This is a genomic window from Actinomycetospora sp., assembly GCF_036497245.1.
GTDB lineage: Bacteria > Actinomycetota > Actinomycetes > Mycobacteriales > Pseudonocardiaceae > Actinomycetospora.
In genome coordinates, this window is sequence record NZ_DASXJS010000255.1 from 22,100 (window position 1) to 44,900 (window position 22,801).

The 22,801-nt window shown below is 73.8% G+C and carries 17 protein-coding genes; 7 read left to right on the forward strand and 10 right to left on the reverse strand.

All coding sequences use genetic code 11. The features are described 5' to 3' along the window. Positions 1 to 185 precede the first annotated feature (185 nt). The 6 genes from VGI02_RS26440 to VGI02_RS26465 form a co-directional block, all read right to left on the reverse strand. Positions 186 to 1,040 carry a succinate dehydrogenase/fumarate reductase iron-sulfur subunit gene (locus tag VGI02_RS26440; RefSeq protein WP_331632593.1) on the reverse strand — a complete coding sequence of 285 codons (855 nt, stop codon included), beginning with the start codon at positions 1,038 to 1,040 and terminating at the stop codon, positions 186 to 188. Positions 1,041 to 1,042: 2 nt separating this feature from the next. Continuing rightward, positions 1,043 to 2,995: a fumarate reductase/succinate dehydrogenase flavoprotein subunit gene (locus VGI02_RS26445; protein WP_331632595.1), complete on the reverse strand. Its 1,953-nt coding sequence runs from the start codon at positions 2,993 to 2,995 to the stop codon at positions 1,043 to 1,045. Further along, positions 2,995 to 3,828 carry a succinate dehydrogenase subunit SdhC gene (sdhC, locus tag VGI02_RS26450; RefSeq protein WP_331632597.1) on the reverse strand — a complete coding sequence of 278 codons (834 nt, stop codon included), beginning with the start codon at positions 3,826 to 3,828 and terminating at the stop codon, positions 2,995 to 2,997. The genes VGI02_RS26445 and sdhC overlap by 1 nt, the downstream gene beginning before the upstream one ends. A 222-nt stretch (positions 3,829 to 4,050) precedes the next feature. Beyond that, a complete protein-coding gene (locus VGI02_RS26455) occupies positions 4,051 to 4,701 on the reverse strand; it encodes a regulatory protein RecX (protein ID WP_331632599.1) in 651 nt (216 codons plus the stop codon). Positions 4,702 to 4,706: 5 nt separating this feature from the next. Next, positions 4,707 to 5,747 (reverse strand): recombinase RecA, encoded by a 1,041-nt coding sequence (gene recA, locus VGI02_RS26460; protein ID WP_331632601.1) that lies wholly within the window; start codon positions 5,745 to 5,747, stop codon positions 4,707 to 4,709. Between the two features lie 211 nt (positions 5,748 to 5,958). Further along, the gene (locus VGI02_RS26465) at positions 5,959 to 6,153 is read right to left on the reverse strand and encodes a DUF3046 domain-containing protein (protein WP_331632603.1); all 195 of its coding nucleotides are present in this window, start codon (positions 6,151 to 6,153) and stop codon (positions 5,959 to 5,961) included. A 98-nt stretch (positions 6,154 to 6,251) separates the two neighbouring features. Here VGI02_RS26465 and VGI02_RS26470 point away from each other — a divergent pair, with 98 nt between their 5' ends. The 3 genes from VGI02_RS26470 (at position 6,252) to VGI02_RS26480 (ending at position 12,283) form a co-directional block, all read left to right on the forward strand. Next, the gene (locus tag VGI02_RS26470; protein WP_331632605.1) at positions 6,252 to 6,386 is read left to right on the forward strand and encodes a hypothetical protein; all 135 of its coding nucleotides are present in this window, start codon (positions 6,252 to 6,254) and stop codon (positions 6,384 to 6,386) included. A 59-nt stretch (positions 6,387 to 6,445) separates the two neighbouring features. After that, positions 6,446 to 11,257: an ATP-dependent helicase gene (locus VGI02_RS26475; RefSeq protein ID WP_422653114.1), complete on the forward strand. Its 4,812-nt coding sequence runs from the start codon at positions 6,446 to 6,448 to the stop codon at positions 11,255 to 11,257. Between the two features lie 75 nt (positions 11,258 to 11,332). Further along, the gene (locus tag VGI02_RS26480; protein WP_331632609.1) at positions 11,333 to 12,283 is read left to right on the forward strand and encodes a hypothetical protein; all 951 of its coding nucleotides are present in this window, start codon (positions 11,333 to 11,335) and stop codon (positions 12,281 to 12,283) included. Positions 12,284 to 12,309: 26 nt separating this feature from the next. Here the strand turns inward: VGI02_RS26480 and VGI02_RS26485 are convergent, their stop codons facing one another. The 4 genes from VGI02_RS26485 to VGI02_RS26500 form a co-directional block, all read right to left on the reverse strand. Then, on the reverse strand, positions 12,310 to 13,302 hold the full coding sequence (locus tag VGI02_RS26485; RefSeq protein ID WP_331632611.1) for an adenosine deaminase: 993 nt from the start codon (positions 13,300 to 13,302) through the stop codon (positions 12,310 to 12,312). Positions 13,303 to 13,318: 16 nt separating this feature from the next. Continuing rightward, on the reverse strand, positions 13,319 to 13,987 hold the full coding sequence (locus VGI02_RS26490) for a hypothetical protein (protein ID WP_331632612.1): 669 nt from the start codon (positions 13,985 to 13,987) through the stop codon (positions 13,319 to 13,321). A 112-nt stretch (positions 13,988 to 14,099) separates the two neighbouring features. Continuing rightward, the gene (locus VGI02_RS26495) at positions 14,100 to 16,577 is read right to left on the reverse strand and encodes an FAD-dependent oxidoreductase (protein WP_331632614.1); all 2,478 of its coding nucleotides are present in this window, start codon (positions 16,575 to 16,577) and stop codon (positions 14,100 to 14,102) included. A gap of 190 nt (positions 16,578 to 16,767) precedes the next feature. Continuing rightward, positions 16,768 to 17,574, reverse strand: coding sequence for an IclR family transcriptional regulator (locus VGI02_RS26500; protein WP_331632616.1), 807 nt, complete (start codon positions 17,572 to 17,574; stop codon positions 16,768 to 16,770). A 148-nt stretch (positions 17,575 to 17,722) separates the two neighbouring features. Between VGI02_RS26500 and VGI02_RS26505 the strand changes: the two genes are divergently transcribed. From VGI02_RS26505 to VGI02_RS26520, 4 genes are all read left to right on the forward strand, one after another. Then, positions 17,723 to 18,097 carry a bifunctional 3-phenylpropionate/cinnamic acid dioxygenase ferredoxin subunit gene (locus VGI02_RS26505; protein WP_331632618.1) on the forward strand — a complete coding sequence of 125 codons (375 nt, stop codon included), beginning with the start codon at positions 17,723 to 17,725 and terminating at the stop codon, positions 18,095 to 18,097. Between the two features lie 121 nt (positions 18,098 to 18,218). Further along, positions 18,219 to 20,066, forward strand: a complete 1,848-nt coding sequence (locus VGI02_RS26510; RefSeq protein WP_331632620.1) for an alpha/beta hydrolase — start codon at positions 18,219 to 18,221, stop codon at positions 20,064 to 20,066. A gap of 125 nt (positions 20,067 to 20,191) precedes the next feature. Further along, positions 20,192 to 21,001, forward strand: a complete 810-nt coding sequence (locus tag VGI02_RS26515) for a CPBP family glutamic-type intramembrane protease (protein WP_331632622.1) — start codon at positions 20,192 to 20,194, stop codon at positions 20,999 to 21,001. Positions 21,002 to 21,148: 147 nt separating this feature from the next. Continuing rightward, on the forward strand, positions 21,149 to 22,801 hold a 1,653-nt coding region (locus VGI02_RS26520; protein ID WP_331632624.1), incomplete at its 3' end, for an MFS transporter.

Below are 22,801 nucleotides of genomic sequence, written 5' to 3' on the forward strand. Positions count from 1 at the left end.
CGCGCTCCCGCTCCCCGGCCGTCAGGGGCACACCACGCATGCGTCCGGCCCGTCCGGCCTGCCTGGTGTGCTCCTGATCTTCCTGGACGGCGGGTACGGGCACCCCCCGACACGAGCAGAGGGCACCTCCGGCCACTCCTGGTGGCCGAAGGTGCCCTCCGGTCGACGGCGAACCCGTGAACACCTCAGCTGCCGATGTGCCCGATCGAGTCCGCGGGCAGCGGCGAGCCGTTGTCGGCGCCCGCGTCGTCGAGCGACAGCTTGCCCGTGGCGTCCCGCTGCTCGAGCTCCTCGCGCTTGAAGATCTTCTTACCGAGCCACACCAGCGGGTCGTACTTGCGGTCGACCACGCGCTCCTTCATGGGAATCAGGGCGTTGTCAGTGATCTTGATGTGCTCGGGGCACACCTCGGTGCAGCACTTCGTGATGTTGCAGTACCCCAGGCCGTGCTCCTCCTGGGCGTCCTCCTTGCGGTTGCGGACGTCCAGCGGGTGCATGTCGAGCTCGGCGATCCGCATCAGGTAGCGCGGCCCGGCGAACTCCGTCTTGTTCTCCTCGTGGTCACGCACCACGTGGCAGGTGTTCTGGCACAGGTAGCACTCGATGCACTTGCGGAACTCCTGCGAGCGCTCCACGTCGACCTGGGTCATCCGGTACTCGCCCGGCGCCAGATCCTCCGGGGGCGCGAACGACGGGATCTCGCGCGCCTTCACGTAGTTGAAGTCCACGTCGGTGACGAGGTCCCGGATCACCGGGAACGTCCGCAACGGCGTGATCGTGATCGTCTCGTCCTCGGTGAACGTCGACATCCGCGTCATGCACATCAGCCGCGGCCGGCCGTTGACCTCCGCGCTGCAGCTGCCGCACTTGCCGGCCTTGCAGTTCCAGCGCACGGCGAGGTCCCCCGCCTGCGTCGCCTGCAGCCGGTGGACGATGTCGAGGACGACCTCGCCCTCCTCGACGTCCACGTCGAAGTGCTGCAGCGAGCCCTCGCCGGTGGAGTCGCCGCGCCACACCTCGAACTTCGCCTGGTAGCCCATGCTCACGCTCCCTGGCCCGCGCGGTGCCCGCCGAGCTCGTCGCCGGTGTAGTACTTCTTCAGCTCGTCGAGCTCGAAGAGGTCGAACAGGTCAGAGCGCATCGCGGTCTGGTCCTGGTGCTTCAGGTCGACCTTGATGCCCTCGGACTCCGGGGCGAATGTGAGGGCCAGCAGCTGCTGGCGCCAGTTCTCGTCCATCGTGGGGTAGTCGTCGCGGGTGTGGCCGCCACGGCTCTCCTGGCGCTCGAGCGCGGCCATCGCGACGCACTGGCTGACCAGCAGCATGTTGCGCAGGTCGAGCGCGAGGTGCCAGCCCGGGTTGTAGGCGCGTCCGCCGACGACGCCGACGCGGGGGATGCGGTCGGTCAGCTCGGCGAGCCGCTTGAGCGCCATCTCCATCTCGTCGGCGCGGCGGATGATGCCGACCAGGTCGTTCATCGTCTGCTGCAGCTCGTGGTGCAGCGTGTAGGCGTTCTCGTCGCCCTGCACCGTGAACGGCCGCTCGGACTCCTCGAGGGCCGAGTCGACGGCCTCGGTGGTGACCGCCGGGGTGCTCGGGAGCGCGTCGAGGTACGCCGCCGCGCCCGCGCCGGCCCGGCACCCGAAGACGAGCAGGTCGGACAGCGAGTTGCCGCCCAGGCGGTTCGAGCCGTGCATGCCGCCCGCGACCTCACCCGCCGCGAAGAGTCCCTGGACCGAGGTGGCCGCGGTGTCGGGGTCGACCTCGACCCCACCCATCACGTAGTGGCAGGTCGGCCCGACCTCCATGGGACCCGCGGTGATGTCGACGTCGGCCAGCTCCTTGAACTGGTGGTACATCGACGGGAGCCGCTTGCGGATGGTCTCGGCGGGCATGCGGCTCGAGACGTCCAGGAACACGCCGCCCGCCGGGGAGCCGCGCCCCTCCTTGACCTCGTTGTTGATCGCGCGCGCGACCTCGTCGCGGGGCAGCAGTTCGGGGGGACGGCGGTTGTTGTCCGCGTCGGTGTACCAGCGGTCGCCCTCCTCCTCGCTGGTCGCGTACTGCTCGCGGAACACCTCGGGGATGTACTCGAACATGAACCGCTTGCCCTCGGAGTTGCGCAGCACGCCGCCGTCACCACGGACCGACTCGGTGACGAGGATGCCCTTCACGCTGGGCGGCCAGACCATCCCGGTGGGGTGGAACTGGACGAACTCCATGTTGATCAGGGTGGCGCCCGCGCGCATGGCCAGCGCGTGCCCGTCGCCGGTGTACTCCCACGAGTTGCTGGTGACCTTGAACGACTTGCCGATGCCGCCCGTCGCCAGCACGACCGCCGCGGCGTGGAAGCAGACGTACTCCCCGGTCGGGCGTCGGTAGCCGAACGCGCCCGCCACGCGGTCGCCATCCTTGATCAGCTCGGTGACCGTGAACTCGTGGAAGACCTTGAGGTCCGACTCGTAGTCCCCGGTGCGGGCGTGGTCCTCCTGCTGCAGCGACACGATCTTCTGCTGCAGGGTCCGGATCAGCTCGAGGCCCGTGCGGTCGCCGACGTGGGCGAGCCGGGGGAACTGGTGCCCGCCGAAGTTGCGCTGGCTGATCTTGCCCTCGGGCGTGCGGTCGAAGAGCGCCCCGTAGGTCTCGAGCTCCCACACCCGCTGCGGCGCCTCCTTGGCGTGCAGCTCGGCCATCCGCCAGTTGTTGAGGAACTTCCCGCCGCGCATGGTGTCGCGGAAGTGCACCTCCCAGTTGTCCCGGGAGTTGGCGTTCCCCATCGACGCGGCGATCCCGCCCTCGGCCATGACGGTGTGCGCCTTGCCGAACAGCGACTTCGAGATGATCGCGACCCGCTTGCCGCGCATCCGGGCCTCGATCGCCGCACGCAGGCCGGCTCCCCCGGCCCCGATGACGAGCACGTCGTAGGTCTCGTGCTTGACGTCCGGCGTGATCGACGGGTCCTGGGGGGTGTTGCCCGAGTCAGTTCCAGGGGCCATCAGTTCACGATCCTCAGGTCGGAAATAGTGCCGCTCGCGACGAGCATGATGTAGAGGTCGGTGAGGATCAGCGTCCCGATGGTGATCCACGCGAAGAGCATGTGGCGCGTGTTGAGCTTCGAGACCGCCGTCCAGATCTTGTACCGGACCGGGTGCCGCGAGAAGTGCTTGAGCCGACCGCCGGTGATGTGGCGGCAGGAATGGCACGACGCGGTGTAGAGCCAGAGCCCGATCACGTTCGCGAGCAGGATGATGTTCCCCAGCCCGATCCCGAACCGGGAACCGTCGGGCCCCTCGCTCTGGAACGCGACCACCATGTCGTAGGTGTTGATGACCGAGATGACGAACGCCAGGTAGAAGAAGTACCGGTGCGCGTTCTGCAGGATCAGCGGGAACCGCGTCTCCCCGCTGTACTTCGCGTGCGGCTCGGCCACGGCGCACGCCGACGGCGACGCCCAGAACGCCCGGTAGTAGGACTTCCGGTAGTAGTAGCAGGTGAGCCGGAAACCGAGCAGGAACGGCAGCGACAGGACCGCCAGCGGGATCCACGGCGGGAACGCCGGCAGGAACGTCCCGAAGTGGCTCGAGCCGGGGACGCAGCTCGCCGAGAAGCACGGCGAGTAGAACGGCGAGAGGTAGTGGTATTCGGCAACGAAGTACGCCGAGCCCCAGAAGGAGCGGATCGTCGCGTAGACGACGAACGTGGCGAGCCCCAGCGCGTTCACCAGCGGCGAGAGCCACCAGCGGTCACGGCGCAGGGTGCGTGCCCGGATGTCGGCGCGCCCCGGTGCGATGGGGGGGCTGGCGCCGTGGTCGCGTGCTGTGGTGGTCACTCGCACCTGTCCTCGTCGACGGAGCCGGACGGCGCCCGCGGAGATCCTCCCGCCGCGTCCTGTCGCGATCGTGGTGGGGACCGCGCACAGCCGGGGAACGCTCGGCGCCGAGCCGAGTAGTGCGAGGCAGAATACGACGCTTATTCCCGCCCTGTCGTCCGGGTCACAGGTGATCTTTCCGTGATCCCGGTCACCGGTGCGTAATGGGGCCGTCGCTGCAGGTCACGGACGTTGCCCGGGAATCGATTCTTCGTCCTCGAGGTCCGGTCCGGCGTCGTCGAGCGCGGCCCCGCGAGCGGCCATCTCGGTCCGCACGACGTCATACGCCATCCCGCCGCCGTAGCCCTTGCGAGCGAGCATCCCGACCAGCCGTCGGGCGGCCGCCTGGGACTCGATCCGGTCCAGCGAAGGCAGCCGGCGCCGGACGAGCTCACAGGCCTTCTCCCGCTCCGCGGCGGCGTCGAGGCCGGCGACCGCCTCGCCCGCGGTCTCGGAGTCCACGCCCTTGCGCCGCAGTTCCTGCGACAGCGCCCGGCGCCCGAGTCCCCGGTGGCGATGGCGGGAGTCGACCCATTGCTCGGCGAACGCGGCGTCGTCGAGCAGCCCCACCTCGACCAGGCGGTCGAGCACGAGCGTGGCGATGTCGTCGGTGAACTCCCGGCGCTCGAGCTCTGCCGCCAGCTCGGCACGCGTCCGGGCGCGTGTGGTGAGCAGGTTCAGACAGACCGTCCGGGCCGCCGACTCCGGGTTCGCGGGCGGATCGGCCTCACGGTCACGGGGTCGGCCGTCCGCGGAGTGGCCGTCGGCGTCCGGGGGTTCGGGTGCCCGACGCCGCGGACGCCTGCCGAAGCCGCCACCTCCGAGTGCTGCCACCCGCGTCAGAAGTCGACGGGGGCGGGCGTGGTCTCGTCGGCGTCGAGCTTCGGGCCGACGCCGAGCTTCTCCTTGATGCGCTTCTCGATCTCACCGGCGACGTCCGGGTTCTCCTTGAGGAACTTCCGGGCGTTCTCCTTGCCCTGGCCGAGCTGGTCGCCGTCGTAGGTGTACCAGGCGCCCGACTTGCGGACGAGGCTCTGCTCGACGCCGACGTCGATGAGCGAGCCCTCGCGGGAGATACCGAATCCGTAGAGCATGTCGAACTCGGCCTGCTTGAACGGCGGCGCGACCTTGTTCTTCACGACCTTGACGCGGGTGCGGTTGCCGACCGCGTCGGTGCCGTCCTTGAGCGTCTCGATCCGGCGGATGTCGAGGCGGACCGATGCGTAGAACTTCAGCGCCTTGCCGCCCGTCGTCGTCTCCGGGGAGCCGAACATGACGCCGACCTTCTCGCGCAGCTGGTTGATGAAGATCGCCGTGGTGCCGGAGTGGCTCAGCGCTCCGGTGATCTTGCGCAGCGCCTGGCTCATGAGCCGGGCCTGCAGCCCGACGTGGCTGTCGCCCATGTCGCCCTCGATCTCGGCGCGCGGCACGAGAGCGGCCACCGAGTCGATGACGATGATGTCCAGGGCGTTCGAGCGGATCAGCATGTCCAGGATCTCGAGCGCCTGCTCGCCGGTGTCCGGCTGGGCCACCAGGAGGCCGTCGGTGTCGACGCCCAGCGCCTTCGCGTACTCCGGGTCCAGTGCGTGCTCGGCGTCGATGAACGCCGCCACGCCGCCCGCGGCCTGCGCGTTGGCGACCGCGTGCAGCGCCACCGTCGTCTTACCGGAGGACTCCGGGCCGTAGATCTCGACGACGCGGCCGCGGGGCAGACCACCCACGCCGAGCGCCACGTCCAGGGCGATCGAGCCGGTGGGGATGACGCTGACCGGCGCGCGGCCCTCGTCACCCAGCCGCATGACCGAGCCCTTGCCGAACTGCTTGTCGATCTGCGCGAGCGCGAGCTCGAGCGCCTTGTCGCGGTCCGGTGCCTGAGGCATTCGGGGTTCCCCCTCGGGACGGGTGTTCGGATCCGGTGGTCGGTCCGGTGTCATGTCAGGACGCTAGGCCGGGGGTCCGACATCGTGGGTGCCTGCGGTGTTCGGCTGTGGACGGATCGGACGGTCGGTGCCGCTGTGGACGACCGCGTCGGACGTTCAGCGTAGACGAACAGATGTTCGATCCCCCAGGGGGACACGCCGGGAATTCGCCTCATCGACGGTCGGCGGGCACCTCGAACTCGGCGCAGACCGCCCGCCAGACGTCACGCGGCTCCGCGCCGCCCTCGAGCGCCTGCGCGGCGGTCCGGCCGTCGAGTGCGGAGAACACGTGGTCACGGCTGATCGACCCGGCGCGCACCGCGCCGAACTCGTCCTCCATCAGCCGCCGGAAGTGGGTCAGGCGCACCCGTCCGAGGGTAGGGACCGGATTCCCGGAGGGAACCCGGGGGACGGCCTCACGACGGAGGGCGCCCACGGGCCGGCGCGCCGGGTAGCTTCGGTCGTGTGGACCCCCTGACGCTCGCGCTCGACCTGCACTCCACGGGTCCGGCCTGGCTCTGGCAGGTCGTCTCGGTGCTGGCCCTGATCTCGGTGCTCGTCGTGCTGCTGCGGTGGTGGTTCTCGCAGCGCCGGCGCTGATCGCGGGCGTCGCTGTCGGACCCCGCGGGCACCATGGGGGCGTGACCATCCCCGAGGGCGTGCTCGAGCGCTTCTCCCCCGCCACGCGTGACTGGTTCTCCGGCGCGTTCGGGGAGCCGACGCCGGCGCAGGCATGCGCCTGGGACGCGGTCGCCGACGGCGAGCACGCGCTGGTCGTCGCGCCCACCGGGTCGGGCAAGACGCTCGCCGCGTTCCTCTGGGCGCTGGACCGGCTCGCGGGCGCTCCGGTCCCCGAGGAGCCGCAGCGCCGTTGCCGCGTCCTCTACGTCTCCCCGATGAAGGCGCTCACGGTCGACGTCCAGCGCAACCTGCGCTCGCCGCTGGCCGGTCTCCGCCAGGCCAGCCGCCGGCTCGGGCGCCCGGAGCCGGACATCCGGGTCGGCTCGCGCACCGGCGACACCCCGGCCGACGAGCGGCGCTCGTTCGCGCGCACCCCGCCCGACGTCCTGGTCACCACCCCCGAGTCGCTGTTCCTCCTGCTCACCTCGGCCGCGCGGGAGTCGCTGCGCGGGGTCGAAACGGTGATCGTCGACGAGGTGCACGCCGTGCTCGCCTCGAAGCGCGGCGCACATCTCGCGCTCTCGCTGGAGCGCCTGGACGCGCTGCTCGACACCCCGGCCCAACGCATCGGCCTGTCGGCCACGGTGCGCCCGGTCGAGGAGGTCTCGACGTTCCTCGCCGGCGGCCGTCCGGTGCGGGTCGTCCAGCCGAAGACGCCGAAGACGGTGCAGGTCAGCGTGATCGTGCCCGTCGAGGACATGAGCGCGCTCGGCGAGGGTGACGGCAACCAGAGCGGACCGGGCGCCGAGGAGGAGGTCGAGGGATCGGCGGCCGGGGCGGCCCAGCGGGCCTCGATCTGGCCCGCGGTGCAGGAGAAGGTGCTCGACCTCGTCGAGAGCCACCGCTCGACGATCGTGTTCGCCAACTCCCGCCGTCTCGCCGAACGTCTCACCGCGCGGATCAACGAGCTGGCCACCGAGCGCGCGGCGGCGAAGGAGGCCGAGCGGGAGCCGATCGACCTCGGCGACGAGGACGAGGACGACGAGGCCCCCGACGACGCGGGTGCGGCGCGCGGCAGCGGCGTCGCGCGCAGCAGCGCGGTCGGGCCGTTCCCCGCCGAGGCCGTCGGCCAGTCCGGCGTCGCCGAGCCGGCCGAGGTGATCGTCGCGCGCGCCCACCACGGCTCGATGAGCCGGACCCAGCGCACCCTCGTGGAGGAGGCGCTGAAGTCCGGGCAGCTGCCGTGCGTGGTCGCGACGTCGAGCCTGGAGCTGGGCATCGACATGGGCGCGGTCGACCTGGTCGTCCAGGTCGAGGCCCCGCCCTCGGTGGCGAGCGGGCTGCAGCGGGTCGGGCGCGCGGGCCACCAGGTGGGCGCGGTGTCCGAGGGCGTGGTGTTCCCGAAGTACCGCGGGGACCTGGTCTCGTGCGCCGTGGTCGCCGAGCGCATGGCCGGCGGCCAGATCGAGGCGATGCGCTACCCGCGCAACCCGCTCGACGTCCTCGCCCAGCACGTCGTGGCCATCACGGCGATGGAGAACTGGTCGCTGTCCGACCTCACCGCCCTCGTCCGCCGGGCCGCGCCGTTCTCCGGCCTGCCGGACTCGGCGATGACCTCGGTGCTCGACATGCTCGCCGGGCGCTACCCCAGCGAGGACTTCGGCGAGCTGCGTCCGCGCATCACGTGGGACCGCATCACCGACGAGCTCGCGGGCCGCCCGGGAGCCCAGCGGCTCGCCGTCACCTCCGGCGGCACCATCCCCGACCGCGGCCTCTACACGGTGGTCACACCGGGGTCCGGCGAGAACGGCACGGGCGGCTCCCGGGTGGGCGAGCTCGACGAGGAGATGGTCTACGAGTCGCGCGCGGGCGACACGTTCCTGCTGGGCTCCACCAGCTGGCGGGTCGTCGACATCACGCGGGACCGCGTCATCGCCGAGCCGGCTCCCGGGGTGCCCGCGCGGATGCCGTTCTGGAAGGGCGACGCGCCCGGCCGCCCGCTGGAGCTGGGCCGGGCGCTCGGCGCCTTCGTCCGGGAGGTCGCCGCCGCCGACGAGCCCGACGCGCGCGCCCGGGCAGAGGAGGCCGGGCTCGATCCATGGGCGGTGGACAACCTGGTGTCCTACCTCGGCGAGCAGCGCGAGGCGACGCGTCACGTCCCGAGCGACCGCACGATCGTCGTGGAGCGCTTCCGCGACGAGCTGGGCGACTGGCGGATCGTCGTGCACTCGCCGTTCGGGGCGCAGGTCAACGCGCCGTGGGCGCTCGCCATCGCCGCGCGGTTCCGGGAGCAGCGCGGCCTGGAGATCTCGGCCGCCTCGGCCGACGACGGGATCGTGCTGCGGCTGCCCGACACCCTCGACGACACCGGCGCGGAGATCCTGCCCGGCGCCGAGGACATGCTGCTGGACCCCGACGAGGTCGATCAGCTGGTGACGGCGGAGGTGAGCGGCTCGGCCCTGTTCGCGGCACGGTTCCGGGAGTGCGCGGCCCGTTCGCTGCTGCTCCCGCGCCGCGACCCGACCCGCCGGACCCCGTTGTGGCAGCAGCGCCAGAAGGCCTCGCAGCTGCTCTCGGTGGCCTCGAAGTACGAGCAGTTCCCGGTGGTGCTGGAGACGTTCCGCGAGTGCCTGCAGGACGTCTACGACGTGCCCGGGCTGGTCGAGCTGATGCGCGACGTGCGGTCACGGACGGTGCAGGTGGTGGACGTCGCGACGACGTCGGCGTCGCCGTTCGCGCGCACGCTGATGTTCGGCTACGTCGGGATGTTCCTCTACGAGATGGACGCCCCGCTGGCGGAGCGGCGGGCGGCGGCGCTGTCGCTGGACTCCAACCTGCTGGCGGAACTGCTCGGCTCGGAGGCCATCCGGGAGCTGCTCGACGCCGAGGTCGTCGCCGAGATCGAGGCCGGGCTGCAGCGCACCGACCCGGAGCGCCACGTCCGCGACGCCGAGGGCACCGCGGACCTGCTGCGCTTCGTCGGCGACCTGACGACCACCGAAGCTGCCGCGCGCGGGGTCCGCGAGGAGTGGCTGACCGGCCTGGAGTCGGCCCGCCGGGCGATCCGCGTGAAGATCGCGGGCGAGCCGCGGTGGGTCGCGATCGAGGACGCGGGCCGGTTGCGGGACGCCCTCGGCGCGGGCCTGCCCGTGGGTGTGCCCGAGGCGTTCACCGAACCCGTCGCCGACCCGCTGGGCGACCTGCTCGCCCGCTACGCGCGCACCCGCGGGCCCTTCCCCGCCGCGGCCGCGGCCCGGCGCTTCGGGCTCGGGGTGGCGGTGGTGACCGCGGTGCTCGAGCGGATGACCGGCGCCGGGCGGCTCGTCCGCGGGGAGCTGCGACCCACCGACGCGCCCGTGGTGCCGGGCGAGGGCGGTGCCGCCGACGCCGGGGACAACGCGCAGCGGAGCTCGACCCCTGGCTCGGGGATCGACTTCTGCGACGCCGAGGTCCTGCGCCGGATCCGGCGCGGCTCGCTGGCGCGACTGCGTGCGGAGGTCGAACCGGTCGAGCCGGCGGCCCTCGGCCGCTTCCTGCCGCCCTGGCACGGGATCGGAGGGCGCCGCAGGCGGGCACCCGGACCCGACGACGTTCTGGGTGTGGTCGAGCAGCTCGCGGGCTCGCCGATCCCGGCGAGCGCGTGGGAGTCGCTGGTGCTGCCCGCGCGGCTGCCCGGCTACCAACCGGCCCTGCTCGACGAGCTGACCAGCGCGGGCGAGGTGACCTGGACGGGCTGCGGGACCCTCGCCGGCGGCGACGGCTGGCTCGCGGTGGCCCCGACCGACGTCGCCGATCTCATGCTGCCCGACCCCGAGGACAGCCTCGTCGACACCGCACTGCACCGGGCCCTGCTCGACGCCCTCGGGCCGGTCGAGGGCGGCGGGGCGCTGTTCTTCCGCCAGCTCGCCGACCGCTCCGGGACGATCCTGCGCGACGCGGGCGAGACGGTCCCCGACGACACCACCGCGGTCGAGGCGCTGTGGGATCTCGTCTGGGCGGGGCACGCCACGAACGACACGCTGGCCCCGGTCCGGTCGCTGGTCTCCGGGGGCGGCGCCCGGTCGGCCGGGAAGAGCCGGGGTGCGGCCCACCAGCGACGACGCGCCCCCTCGCGCGGGCGGTACGCCCGGGTGGGGCGCCCGCAGATGCCCTCGCGGGCCGGGCCCCCGACGGCGGCCGGCCGGTGGTCGCGGGTCCCGCCGCGGGAGTCCGACACCACACGGCGGGCGCAGGCACGGACCGAGTCGTTCCTCGAGCGGCACGGGGTGCTCACCCGCGGGGCCCTGGAGACCGAGCGGATCGGCGGCGGGTTCGCGGGCATCTACCCCGTCCTGCGGGCGATGGAGGAGTCCGGGCGCTGCCGCCGCGGCTACGTCGTCGAGGGGCTGGGGGCGGCGCAGTTCGCGGTGCCCGGCGCGATCGACCGGCTCCGCGCGACATCGCACGACGACGACGCCTCCGCCCGCGGGCAGGGCGCGATGGTGCTCGCGGCCACCGACCCCGCCCAGCCCTGGGGCGCCGCGCTGGACTGGCCACCGACCCGCGCCGCGCAGGACGGCACCACCGGGCACCGGCCGGGGCGCAAGGCCGGGGCGCTCGTCGTGCTGACCGACGGCGAGCCGACGATCTACGTCGAGCGCGGCGGGAAGTCGCTGCTCTCGTTCACCGACGACCTCGGAACCCTGACCGGAGCCGCCAACGCACTCTCCGCGGCGGTCCGCGACGGCTGGCTGGGCGGACTCTCCGTGGAGCGGACCGACGGCTCGGGCGCACTCGACGGGGTCCTCGCCGAGGCGCTGTCCGAGGCCGGGTTCCGCAACAGCCCGAAGGGCCTGCGGCTGCGGGCGTGAGGGAGCCGGACCCGCCCCGCGACGCCCGCGGCGGCCGGGCATGATGGGACCCGGCGGGGCGACGAGGGGAGACCGATGGCGCTGGCGTGTCCCAGCTGCGAGGCCGCGGCCGCGGAGTACGTCGGGATGGCGGACGACGGGCGCAACGAGATGAAGTGCGGGTCGTGCGACCACCACTGGATGCTCGGCGCGAAGCCCGTGTCGCCGCGGGCCGTGGTCCCCAAGCCGGCGAAGGCGGCGACATCGCGGGCGACGCGCACGACCGGAAGCGGCTCGGCGGCCTCACGGCCGGCGGGCACGACCCGGTCGGCGGCGGCCACCGCCCCGGCGCCTGCGCCCGTCGTCGTGAGGTTCCCGACGCTCGACGACATGCCCGGCGCGTCCCTCCAGCGCCTGGCCTCGCTCAAGGCGGCGTGGCCCAGGCAGCGTCAGCGCCCGGACCCGTACGCCGCGGACTTCCGCCGGCTGCACGAGCTGATGTTCAGCAGCGCCGGCCTGCCGCACACCGAGCCGGGTCAGCTCAAGGACTTCGTCACCAGTGACGTCCTCGCCCTCTCGGGGAACACGACATCGTTCTCCCGGGAGTGGAACCGCCTCGGCGACCGGGACGCGACGGAACGGTTCCGCAGCGTCGTCGAGTACCTGCTGCGCGGCGAGAGCGGCGACGACGAGGACAGCCCGGCCGACCCGGCCCTGGAGGACCGCTTCACGGCCCTCGCCGAGCAGCGCTCGCCCTACGCGATGGCCGGGGTCCGCGAGCCGATCCTGACCCACGTGCTGACGGTCGCCCGTCCGGAGCGTTTCCTGCCGCTGCTGCGCGTCGACAGCGGCTCCGGCGGCGAGGGCAAGCGCGACATCGCCCGCTCGGTGCTCGGCGTCGAGCTCCCGGACGTGGACCGTTCCCGCCACACCGTCGGCAAGCTCGCGTGCGGGTCGAACGACCTGCTCCTCGACGCCATCGGCGCCGGGTTCGCGGACGTCGACGACGCCGCAGCGTTCCTGCTCTGGGCGCACGCCCAGGGCTGAGCCCACGCCCGCTCCCGGGGGATCGGTCAGGCGCCGGCCCAGGCGGCGACCTCGGCGCGCAGCTCGGTCCGGCGCGCGTCGTCGACGAACGCGGCCTCGACCGCGTTGTCGGCGAGGGTCCGGACCTGGTCCCGGGTCAGGCCGAGTGCGTCCGCGACGGCCCGGTGGTTGTCGTCGACGTAGCCGCCGAAGTAGGCCGGGTCGTCCGAGTGGACGCTCACGGCGAGCCCGGCCTCGAGCATGCGCGGGAGCGGGTGGTCGGCGAGGGTGTCGACCGCCCGGAGGCGCACGTTCGAGAGCGGGCACACGGTCAGCGGCACCGCTTCCCGGGCCAGCCGCTGCACGAGGGCGGGGTCGTCCAGGCTGCGGATGCCGTGATCGACGCGCTCCACCCCGAGCAGGTCGAGCGCGTCCCGGACGTAGGACGCCGGCCCCTCCTCCCCCGCGTGCGCGACCAGGCGCAGTCCCTCGGCCCGGGCCCGGGCGTACACGTCGGCGAACCCCACGGGCGGGTACCCGATCTCCGCCGAGTCGAGCCCGACGCCCAGCAACGGGGTCCCGGAGCGCACCAGCGCCTCGAGGACCTCGGCGGCCTCGTCCGCCGGACGGTCGCGCAGGAAGCACGGAATCAGCCCGGTCGTCATGCCCGCCGGGGCCGCGGCGAGCGCCCCCGACACGCCCTCGAGCACCGCCTCGAGCGGGACTCCGCGGGCGAGGTGGGCCTGCGGGTCGACGAACAGCTCGACGTGGCGGACCCCGCCCGCCGCCGCCCGCTCGAGGTAGGCGCCGGTCATCGCGGCGAAGTCCTCGGCGGTGCACAGCACGGCCATGTTCGCGTAATAGAGGTCGAGGAAGTCCGGCAGGTCGGTGAAGGCGTAGCGGGCGCGCAGGTCGTCGAGGTCGGCGTACGGCAGCGCGACACCGCGGCGCTCGGCCAGCTCCAGGATCAGCTCGGGCTCCAGGGTGCCCTCGACGTGGACATGCAGCTCGACGGCCGGCGGGGTGTCCTGCGTGCTCATGGGGGCGCATCCTCGCTCACGGCACCGCAGGCGTCCCCCGCAGCGGGGTGTACCGGGCCGCGCCCGGCCGGTGGGGTTCGCATCCCACGTGATGGAGGCGGTTGAGCACGCCGCCGGTGGTCCGTTCGAACCGCGCGGCGAGCTCGCCCATCAGCGCGGCCCGGTCGGTGTCCGGGGCCGCGGCGATCCAGGCCTCGCGCAGTGCCGCGTCGTCCTCGACCGACCACGGCAGCCCCGACCTCGCCGGCCGGTCGCGCCACGACGGCGGAGGCCACGGCACCGCGCGGGGGTACGGCACCGCGGGGTAGGGCACCGGGGGGTACGACGCCGTGCCGGGGAACGGCACGAGGGCACCGTCGGACCAGGTCCCGTCGGGCCAGTCGTCACGCCACCCGAACCGCAGCCGCTCCTGCCGGTACGGGTCCTCCTCGGGCTCCGGACCGTCCGGGGGCTCGTCGGAGGGCCGCAGCGGCGGATCCAGCGGGCCGACGGCGCCGTACTGGTCGTCGGCCCAGGCCGCCCGCAGCAGGGCGTGGAGCCGACGGGCCGGCAGCGACACCGCGCGCGACCACGCCTCGGCGTCCTCGGACCCGTCGGCCGCCACGATCGCGACGTAGGCCCGCCCGTCCAGCACCTGGACCCGCAGCTCGTGGTCCGCCCCGCGGACCCTGATCATCTCGCGCATGACGGCCACGGTCGCCGGGTCCCCGGGCCAGGCACAACGTCCGCCGCGCTCACCTGTGGACAACTCCGGCCGTCCACAGGGGACGTTGCGCCGAACGGCAGGAGCTCCCCCGTCAGCGCACCTCCCGCGACACGACCCGCGCGGGCAGCCGGCGGCCGAAGTACTCCACGGCCAGCTCGGTGCCCTCGGCGGCGAGCGCGGTCGGTACCGCCGCCAGCGCCAGCGACACGTCCTCGGCGTGCGAGACCTCCGCGGCCGCGACCCGCCCGACGCACTCGTCCCCGGCGAGGACGGGCTCGTCGCCGACGACGACCTCGCCGGCGTCGTCGAGCGCGAGGCTCACCAACCGGCGGCGAGGCGCGGCCAGCGCACCCGCCCGGCCGATGAAGAGGCCCTTCCCGGCGTCGACGAGATGGCCCAGGCCCGCCTCGGCGGGGGTGAGCTCCGCGTCCAGCCCGAGCCCGACGGTCCGGTGCCCGGCCTCGACGAGCAGGCTGGTCACCGCGCGGGCCCCCGCGGCCACCACGCCGAGGGTGGCGCCGGCGTCCCAGAGCACGTCCCAGAGGGCGGCGCCCAGATCGGCGCCGGTGCGCAGTTCCACGCCGTCGACACCGGCGGGCGTACCGCGCAGCGCGAGGACCGGCACCGGGCCGACGTGCATCTCGACCGCGTCGGCGGTCCGCGCCCGCCCCGACGGGTCGCCCAGCCGCGAGAGCAGCACCCCGGCGGCGGGCCCCCACAGGCCGAGCGCGCAGGTGCCCGCGGAGACGTCACGGATCTCGACGACGCCGAGGGCGTGCTCGGCGAGCCACCGGGCCTCGAGGCGGGTCGCCACACCGACGGCGAACCGGTCGGCGGCCAGGCGCGCGACGTCGAGGTCGGCGCGGATGCGTCCGGCCCGGTCGAGGGCCAACGCGCGGGTACGGGTCCCGATCGGCCGGTCGAGGTCGGCGGTGGCCAGGTGCTGGAGCAGCCCGAGCGCATCCGGGCCGGTGACCTCCATGCGGTGGCGGCTGGTGAGGTCGACGAGCGCGACGGCCCGGTGGACCACCAGCGCCTCGGCCCCGGCGATCGGCGACCAGTGCCGCCCGGCCCAGGCGCGGCGCGGGCGGACCTCGCAGACCTCCGGCAGATCGGCGTTGTCGCCGAACCACGCGGGGACGGCCCAGCCGTCGAGCTCGGCCACGACGGCACCGAGCTCCCGATGGCGCGCCTCGAAGGGCCCGGTGCGCAACGGCCGCGACGTGGTCGAGAGCCGCTGCGGGTGCCCGATGTCCTCGACCTCGTCGAAGGCCCGGCACGCCCGGCTGCGCACGGTGGTGGGGGCGAGCAGGGCCGGGTCGAAGCGGTCGTGGTGCGCGGCGGACACGTCGACGGGCTCGGCGTCGCCGACCGAGCCCGTGCCGGCGTCCGCGCCGGCGTCAGCATCGGCGCCGGCACCCGGCAACGACGGCACCCCGTCGACCATCCAGCTCGCGAGGGCCTGCGCCACGCCCCCGGAGTGGGCGATCCCGACGGCCTCGGCGAGCCAGAGGCCGGGCACCCGCGTCTCCCCGAGCAGGGGCATCCCGTCGGGGGTGAACGAGAACAGGCCGTTCACCCCGCGCTCCACCTTGGCCTCGGCGAGCGCGGGGAGCAGGGCCTGGGCGGCGTTCCAGCTGGGCTCGAAGTCGAGGTCGGTGAAGGTCCGCTCGCTGGGCATGCCGCCGCGGTCGGGACCCGGGCGGTCCAGGCCGGCGGGGTCGGCGGGCATGGCGCGGTGGCCGCACGCGCCGACGCCCAGGCGGTCGCCGTGCTCGCGGACGGAGACCTCGGCGTCCGGGTGGCGCAGCATCGGGAACACCGCGCCACCGGGGTCGACGAGGCCCCGCAGCTTCTGGAGGAGGTCGAGCTCGCGCACCGGGGTCGTCCAGGCGTACTGGTGGGCCATCGGCGTGAGCGGCACCGTGACCCCGGCCATCGCGCCGATCAGCGGGCCCCACATCCCCGCCGCGGAGACGACGACCTCGGCGGGAACGGGGCCGTGATCGGTCTCGACCCCTCGGACCCGCCCGCCGGTGGTGTCGATCCCGGTGACCCGCACGCCGTGGCGGAACTCCGCGCCCCGCGCGGTGGCCGCACGGGCCTGGGCCTGGGCCGCCCCGAGCGGGACGACCACCCCGTCCGACGGGACGTGCAGACCGCCGAGGACGACCTCCCGGTCGATCAGGGGGTGCAGGGCGGCGCACTCCCCCGGGTCGAGCAGGTGGCTCTCGATGCCCGCCGCGGTGGCCCAGCCGTGGCGGCGGCGCAGATCCGCCAGACGCTCCCGGCCTGCGGCCACCTCGAGCCCGCCGACCGGCCGGAAGCAGGGCCTGCCGTCGAGCCGCAGGGAGCCGTACTTCGCGGCGGTGGCCCGGGCGAACCGGGTCATCGTCGGGTGGCCCGCGGTCTGGAACACCAGGCCCGGGGCGTGCGAGGTCGAGCCGCCCGTGCGGACCGGCTCGCCCTGCTCGAGCACGGTGACCCGGGTCCATCCGCGCGCCGTGAGCTCGTCCGCGAGGGAGCACCCGACGATGCCTGCTCCGACGATGACCACGCGAGGTCCCATGGCGTCTCCCGCTCGGGCGAGTCATCCGAATCGTGTTGCGCATCACACAACATGTTCTGTTTACTGCAACACCGTGGGACGCCGCTCGAAGTCGTGTCAAGGGTTCGACGTAGGCGCGTAACCAGGACGTTCCCGGGCGCCGGGGGTCGTCAGGCCGGATGCCGGTACGAGGGGCGATTCGCTGCGCCGATCAGCGCAGCGACCCACCGCCGGCGGGCTCGACCCATCCGAGCTTGGCCGAGAGCTCCCGGGCCGCGTCGCGCATGTCCGACACGACGGCCCGCGCTCGGCGGCGCGGCAGCCGGTAGGACGGTCCGGAGGCGGACAGGGCGGCCACCACGTTCCCGTCGTGGGCCCACACCGGGACCGCCACGGCGTGCATCCCGACCTCGAGCTCCTCGAAGGAGCGCGCGTAACCCTCGTCGACCACCCGGGCCAGCTCGGTACGCAGGGCCGCGGCCTCGGTGATGGTGGCCTCGGTGTAGCGGGGCAGACGGCGCCGCAGGAGGGTCCGCTGCTCGGCCTCGTCCATGTGCGCGAGCAGAACCTTCCCGGCGGACGTGGCGTGCAGCGGCGTGCGGCGGCCCACCCAGTTCTGTGTGCTCACCGCGGCGGACCCGAACTCCTGGGCCACGTTGATCGCCGCCTCGCCGTCGGAGACCGCGAGGTTCACCGTCTCGCCGATGATCTCCGCGAGCGCCTGGCAGGTCGGCTGCCCCAACCGTGCCAGGTCCATCCGGCCGGTCGTCGCCGCGGCCAGACGGACGATCCCGAAGCTCAGGGCGTACTTCCCGCGGTCGCCGAGCTGCTCGAGCAGACCGCGACGCTGCAGCGCCGACACCAACCGGGAGGCCGTCGACTTGTGGACGCCGAGCTCCTCGGCGATCTCGGTGATCCCCGCCTCGCCGCGCGCGGCGAGGATCTCCAAGATCGTGACCGCCCGGTCGACGGACTGGACCGAGGAGCGGTCGTTGCGCTCTCCGTCGGCCCTCGACATGGCGAAAAGTGTAGCCAACCCCGGCGTCGCCGACCTCACCCCCGACGACGACCTCTTGACGGGATCCCCGCATCGGCCCCACGCTGTTGCGTATTGCGCCCAATGTTCCTCAGTGCGCAACAAACACGTCTCTCCCGCGGAGCGCCTCATGCTCGTCCCCGTCCGTCCCCTGTCCGACCTGGCCCCCGGCGACGCCGTCCGTCTGGAACCCGAGCACACCCTGGAGCCGTCCGGGCCCGGTGTGGCGGTCTTCCGGACCGAGGACGGGCTCCACGCGGTCGACGACTCGTGCACCCACCAGGACACCGCACTCTCCGACGGATATCTCGAGGGCTGCTTCGTCGAGTGTCCGCTGCACGCCGCCCTGTTCGACCTCCGCACCGGCGTCCCTGACGGCCCACCGGCCCGCACGCCCGTTCGGGTGCACCCGGTCGTCGTCATCGACGGGATGATCCACGTCGAGCTCCCCGAGGTGGCCGCCCTGCCCGCCGAGGTCGCCGACGCCGCCGAGGTCGCGGCCTGAACCGGGCGTCCGGGTCCTGCGGGCCGGGGCTCGAACGGGCGGCCGAACGTGACCGACCGTGTGGTCCAACGCGCAGCCGCCCGATCGGTCCTCCGGGCGGCAGTGGTCCAGACTGGTGAGCGTGTCGGAGACGCGGGTCGAGCGCGACGACCCCGGCTCCACCCCGGAGCCCGCCGGAGGCGACACCACCACGACCGACCCGCCCACGCCGGCCGGCGCGCCGGTGCAGGGGCCGCGCCCCCGGCCACCCGCCGCCCACGTCGTCCACCGCGGGCCGGGGCCCCTCGACCGTCGCGGCCTGCGGTGGCTGCGGGTCGACGCGCTCGGGTTCACCCTCGCCGTCGCCGCAGGCGCCCTGTCGATGACCCCGTCGCTGATCCCCCGCACCTGGTGGGTCCAGGGCCTGGCGACCGGCCTCTCGGCGGCCGTGGGCTACGGCATCGGGACGTCGATCTGGTTCCTGCTGCGCCGCACGCACCACGGGGTCCGGCTGATCGCGCACGCCCGCGGCTGGATACCGCGGCGAGTCCGGCAGTCCGCCTGGCCGATCCTGCTCGTCGCGGCGGCCGTCGTCGTGCTCGTGATGCTGATCGCCGGGGCGCGCTGGCAGCGCGAGCTCGCCGGCCTCGTCGGGATCGAGCCTCCCGGCTACCTCGGTTACCTCCGCGCCGCGCCGACGGGCGTGGCGGTGGCCGCGGTGCCCGTCGCGGTCCTGCGGATGGTCCGGCACGCCGACCACGTCCTCGTCCGGGGCCTGCGCCGGTTCACGCGCCTGCCCCGGCGCATCGCCACCGTGGTGGCCGTCGTCGTGCTCGGCGTCGTCATCGCGGCCGTCGCGAACAACGTCGTGCTGGCGGGCACCCTGGCCGTCGTCGACCAGGCGTTCGGCGGCGTGAACGACCAGACCTACCCGGGGGTCACCCAGCCCCAGCGGCCGACCCGCTCGGGCTCCCCGACCTCGCTCACGCCGTGGGCCACGCTCGGCAAGGAGGGCAGGCGCTTCGTCGCCGTCGGCCGGGACCCCGCCGACCTGTCCGCCGCCTCGGGCCGGCCCGCCGTGGACCCGGTGCGCGCCTACGTCGGCCTGGAGTCCGCCCCCGACCCCCAGGCACGCGCCGACCTCGCCGTCGCCGAGCTCGACCGCGAGGGGGCGTTCTCCCGCCAGGTGGTCGCGGTGGTGACGACGACGGGCACCGGCTGGGTGGACGACCCGGTCGCCGACTCGCTCGAGGCGATCTGGGGCGGCGACTCCGCGATCGTCGCCACCCAGTACTCCTACCTGCCCAGCTGGCTGTCCTTCCTCTTCGACGGGTCACGCGCGGAGGAGGCCGGTCGGCTGCTCATCGACGCCGTGCACGCCCGCATCGAGGCGATCCCCCCGGGGCAGCCCCGCCCGAAGATGATCGTGTTCGGCGAGAGCCTGGGCTCGCAGGGCTCGGAGGCGGCGTTCAGCTCGCTCGCCGACGTCCGCGCGAACACCGACGGTGTGCTCTGGGTCGGCCCGCCGAACACCAACCGGCTCTGGTCGCAGCTCGTCGCCCGCCGCGACCCGGGCAGCCCGGAGATCCGGCCCACCTACTCCGACGGGCTCGTCGTGCGGTTCACCGGCGGTGACGCGACCCGGACCGTGGCCCGCACGCCGGCCACCCCGTGGATCGCGCCGCACGTGCTGTACCTGCAGCACCCGTCGGATCCGGTGGTGTGGTGGTCGCCGGACCTCCTCTGGAGCCGCCCGGACTGGCTCGTCGAGCCCCGCGGCTACGACGTCCTCGGGGCGATGAGCTGGTATCCCGTCGTGACGTTCTGGCAGGTCTCGATCGACCTCATGAACTCGGTGGGCGTGCCGCCCGGGCACGGTCACGTCTACCAGGGCGAGATCCTCGACGGCTGGGCCTCGATCGCCGCACCCCCGGGCTGGACCTCCGCCGACACCGAGCGTGCCCGGCACGTCCTCGCCGGTGACGGGTGACACGTGTCACCTGTCGTCGCCGGTGGGTATGACCTCGGTGACACCCCACCGGGACCCTCACGGTTCGCTCACGGGTGGTGATGGCACGGTGGTGTGTCGAGACCCGGCCCCGGCCCGAAGGTGACATGACCTCTCCGACGCTCCGCGCGCCCGCTCCCGGCGCCGCACCTGCGCCCGCCGGGACCGCGGCTGACGGGACCGCGGCTGACGGGACCGTGGCTGGCGGGATCGCGCCACGCCGGGTGCCCGCCGTGGTCGTGCTGTCGGTGGTGGCGGTCGTGGTCGCCGCGGGCCTGGTCGCCTGGAACAACCTGCTCGTCCCCGCCCTGCCCGCGGACCCGGTCGTCCGGATGATCGCGAACGTCGCCGGGGTGCTCGTGCTGGTGCTCGCCGCCCGCGCCGGCGGCCTGACGTGGCGTGACCTGGGCCTGTGCCCGACGACGTGGTCGGCGGGGCTGCGATGGGGCGGCGCGGCCGTGGGGGTCGCCGCGCTCGGCTACGCGGTGGCGTTCCTGCTGCCCGCCACCCGCCCCCTGCTGGAGAACCCGGGGGTCGCCTCGAGCCCGGCGTCGGCGGTGGTGCTGCGGGCGCTGCTGCTCATCCCGGTCGGGACGGTGCTCTGCGAGGAGCTCGCGTTCCGCGGGGTGCTGCACGGGCTGACCGAACGGGCCTGGGCCGGGCGCTGGTGGGCGGGCCGCGGCGCGGTGTTCGCGGTGGCCTCGGCGTTCGCGATCTGGCACCTCGCCGGGGCCGTGGCGGCGCCCGCGGGTGGGATCCCGGTGCTGGGCGTGCTCGTCGTCCTGGTCGTCACGGCCATCGGCGGGGTCGTCATGTCGGTGGTGCGCCGCCGGACGGGCAGCATCTTCGCCTCGATCGGCATCCACCTGGGCACGAACGTCGTCGGCCTCGTCGCCGTCATCCTCGCCACCCGGTAGTCGCACCCGTCCGCCACCGTGGACGCCTGCCGCGACCAGGGCGCGGAAGGAATGTGAGGAGCCGGACGTTGCCCTCTTCGTGGGCAACCGTCGTCCTAGTGTGACGTCTCGTTGTTGAGCACACGAAACGGACAGCACGGAGGCCTGGTGGCGCGAGCGGTCGTGGACGAGAGCTCGATCGAGCCCTCCGGCTCGGGGCGGGCGCCCGCGAGCCCCGCCAGTCCCGGTCTGGTCGTCGCCGTCCTGTCCTCCGTCGGCCTCATCGCGTCGCTGTGCATGACGCTGGTCGTGCCGGTGGTCCCCCAGCTCCCCACGCTGCTGCACACGACGACGGCGGACGCCTCGTGGGTCATCACCGCCACGCTGCTCGGCGGCGCCGTCGCCACGCCGATCGCCGGACGCCTGGGCGACATGGTCGGGAAGCGGCGCGTGCTGCTCGCGACCCTCGCGCTGCTCGTCGTGGGCGCCGTCATCTGCGCGCTGACGTCGTCGCTGGTGCTGGTCATCGTCGGGCGCTCGCTGCAGGGCGTGGCGGTGAGCGCCGTGCCGCTGGGCATCAGCCTGATGCGCGACGCCCTGCCCCCGGAACGGCTCGGCTCCGGCATCGCGCTGATGAGCGCCACGCTGGGCATCGGAGGCGGGCTCGGCCTGCCGCTGTCCGCGCTGATCGTGCAGGTGGCGGACTGGCACGCGCTGTTCTGGGTCGCCGGCGCCCTCGGGGTCGCGGGGATCGCGGTCATCCTGCTCGTCATCCCGGAGTCGCCGCAGCGCTCGGGCGGGCGGTTCGACGCCGTCGGCGCAGTCGGGCTCACGGTCGGGCTGGTGCTGGGGCTGCTCGCGATCTCGAAGGGCGGGCAGTGGGGCTGGGGGAGCGCCACGACGCTGGGCGCCGTCGCGGGCTCCGTCGTCGTCCTGCTGGCCTGGGGTGCGTGGGAGCTCCGGACCCACGACCCGATCGTCGACCTGCGGATCTCGGCCCGCCGTGCCGTCCTCGTGCCCAACCTGGTGTCGGTGCCGGTGGGCGTCGCGATGTTCACCGGGATGATCACCTTCCCGCAGCTGCTGCAGGCCCCGATGTCGTCGGGCTACGGCCTGGGGCTCTCGTTGATCATGGCCGGGCTCGTGCTCGCCCCCAACGGCATCGTCATGATGCTGATGTCGCCGGTGACGGCGCGGGTCTCGGCGCGTTTCGGCCCGCGGACCTCGCTGCAGGCCGGGCTGGTCATCATCGTCATCGCCTACGGGATCGGGACGATGCTGCTCTCGCAGGCCTGGCACGTCGCACTGGTGATCTCGCTGGTGGGCGCAGGCGTGGCGCTGGCCTACGGCTCCCTGCCCGACCTGATCATGCGGGCCGTCCCGACCGACCGGACGGCGGCCGCCAACGGGCTGAACACCCTGATGCGCTCGGTCGGCACCTCGACGGCCTCCGCGGTGGCGGCCGTCGTGCTCTCGATGATGACGATCCGTGTCGGCGACGCCGTGCTCCCCTCGCTCGCCGGACTGCGTACGACGCTGCTCATCGCGGCCGGGGCGGGGCTGGTGGCGCTCGTGGCGACCGCCGCGATCCCGGTGCTCCCACGATCGCGCTCGGTCGACGAGGTCGTCATCGACACCGGGATCCCGGAGCCCGCCGACGACGAGCCGCGCTCGGCCGTCCACGGACGGGTCCGGCTCGCCCACGGCGCGCCCGCCCCGGACGCCCGCGTCACGCTCGTCGACCTGCACGGACGCCAGCTCGCGGTGGTCCCGGTGGGCACCGACGGGACGTTCTGCGCGCCCGTCGACAACCCGGAGACC

Coding starts and splice junctions, on each gene's coding strand:
- VGI02_RS26480 (WP_331632609.1), top strand. CDS start 11,333: ATGGCGCTGGCGTGTCCCAGCTGCGAGGCCGCGGCCGCGGAGTACGTC.
- VGI02_RS26500 (WP_331632616.1), bottom strand. CDS start 17,574: ATGTCGAGGGCCGACGGAGAGCGCAACGACCGCTCCTCGGTCCAGTCC.
- VGI02_RS26440 (WP_331632593.1), bottom strand. CDS start 1,040: ATGGGCTACCAGGCGAAGTTCGAGGTGTGGCGCGGCGACTCCACCGGC.
- VGI02_RS26485 (WP_331632611.1), bottom strand. CDS start 13,302: ATGAGCACGCAGGACACCCCGCCGGCCGTCGAGCTGCATGTCCACGTC.
- VGI02_RS26490 (WP_331632612.1), bottom strand. CDS start 13,987: ATGCGCGAGATGATCAGGGTCCGCGGGGCGGACCACGAGCTGCGGGTC.
- VGI02_RS26495 (WP_331632614.1), bottom strand. CDS start 16,577: ATGGGACCTCGCGTGGTCATCGTCGGAGCAGGCATCGTCGGGTGCTCC.
- VGI02_RS26515 (WP_331632622.1), top strand. CDS start 20,192: ATGACCTCTCCGACGCTCCGCGCGCCCGCTCCCGGCGCCGCACCTGCG.
- VGI02_RS26445 (WP_331632595.1), bottom strand. CDS start 2,995: ATGGCCCCTGGAACTGACTCGGGCAACACCCCCCAGGACCCGTCGATC.
- VGI02_RS26505 (WP_331632618.1), top strand. CDS start 17,723: ATGCTCGTCCCCGTCCGTCCCCTGTCCGACCTGGCCCCCGGCGACGCC.
- recA (WP_331632601.1), bottom strand. CDS start 5,747: ATGCCTCAGGCACCGGACCGCGACAAGGCGCTCGAGCTCGCGCTCGCG.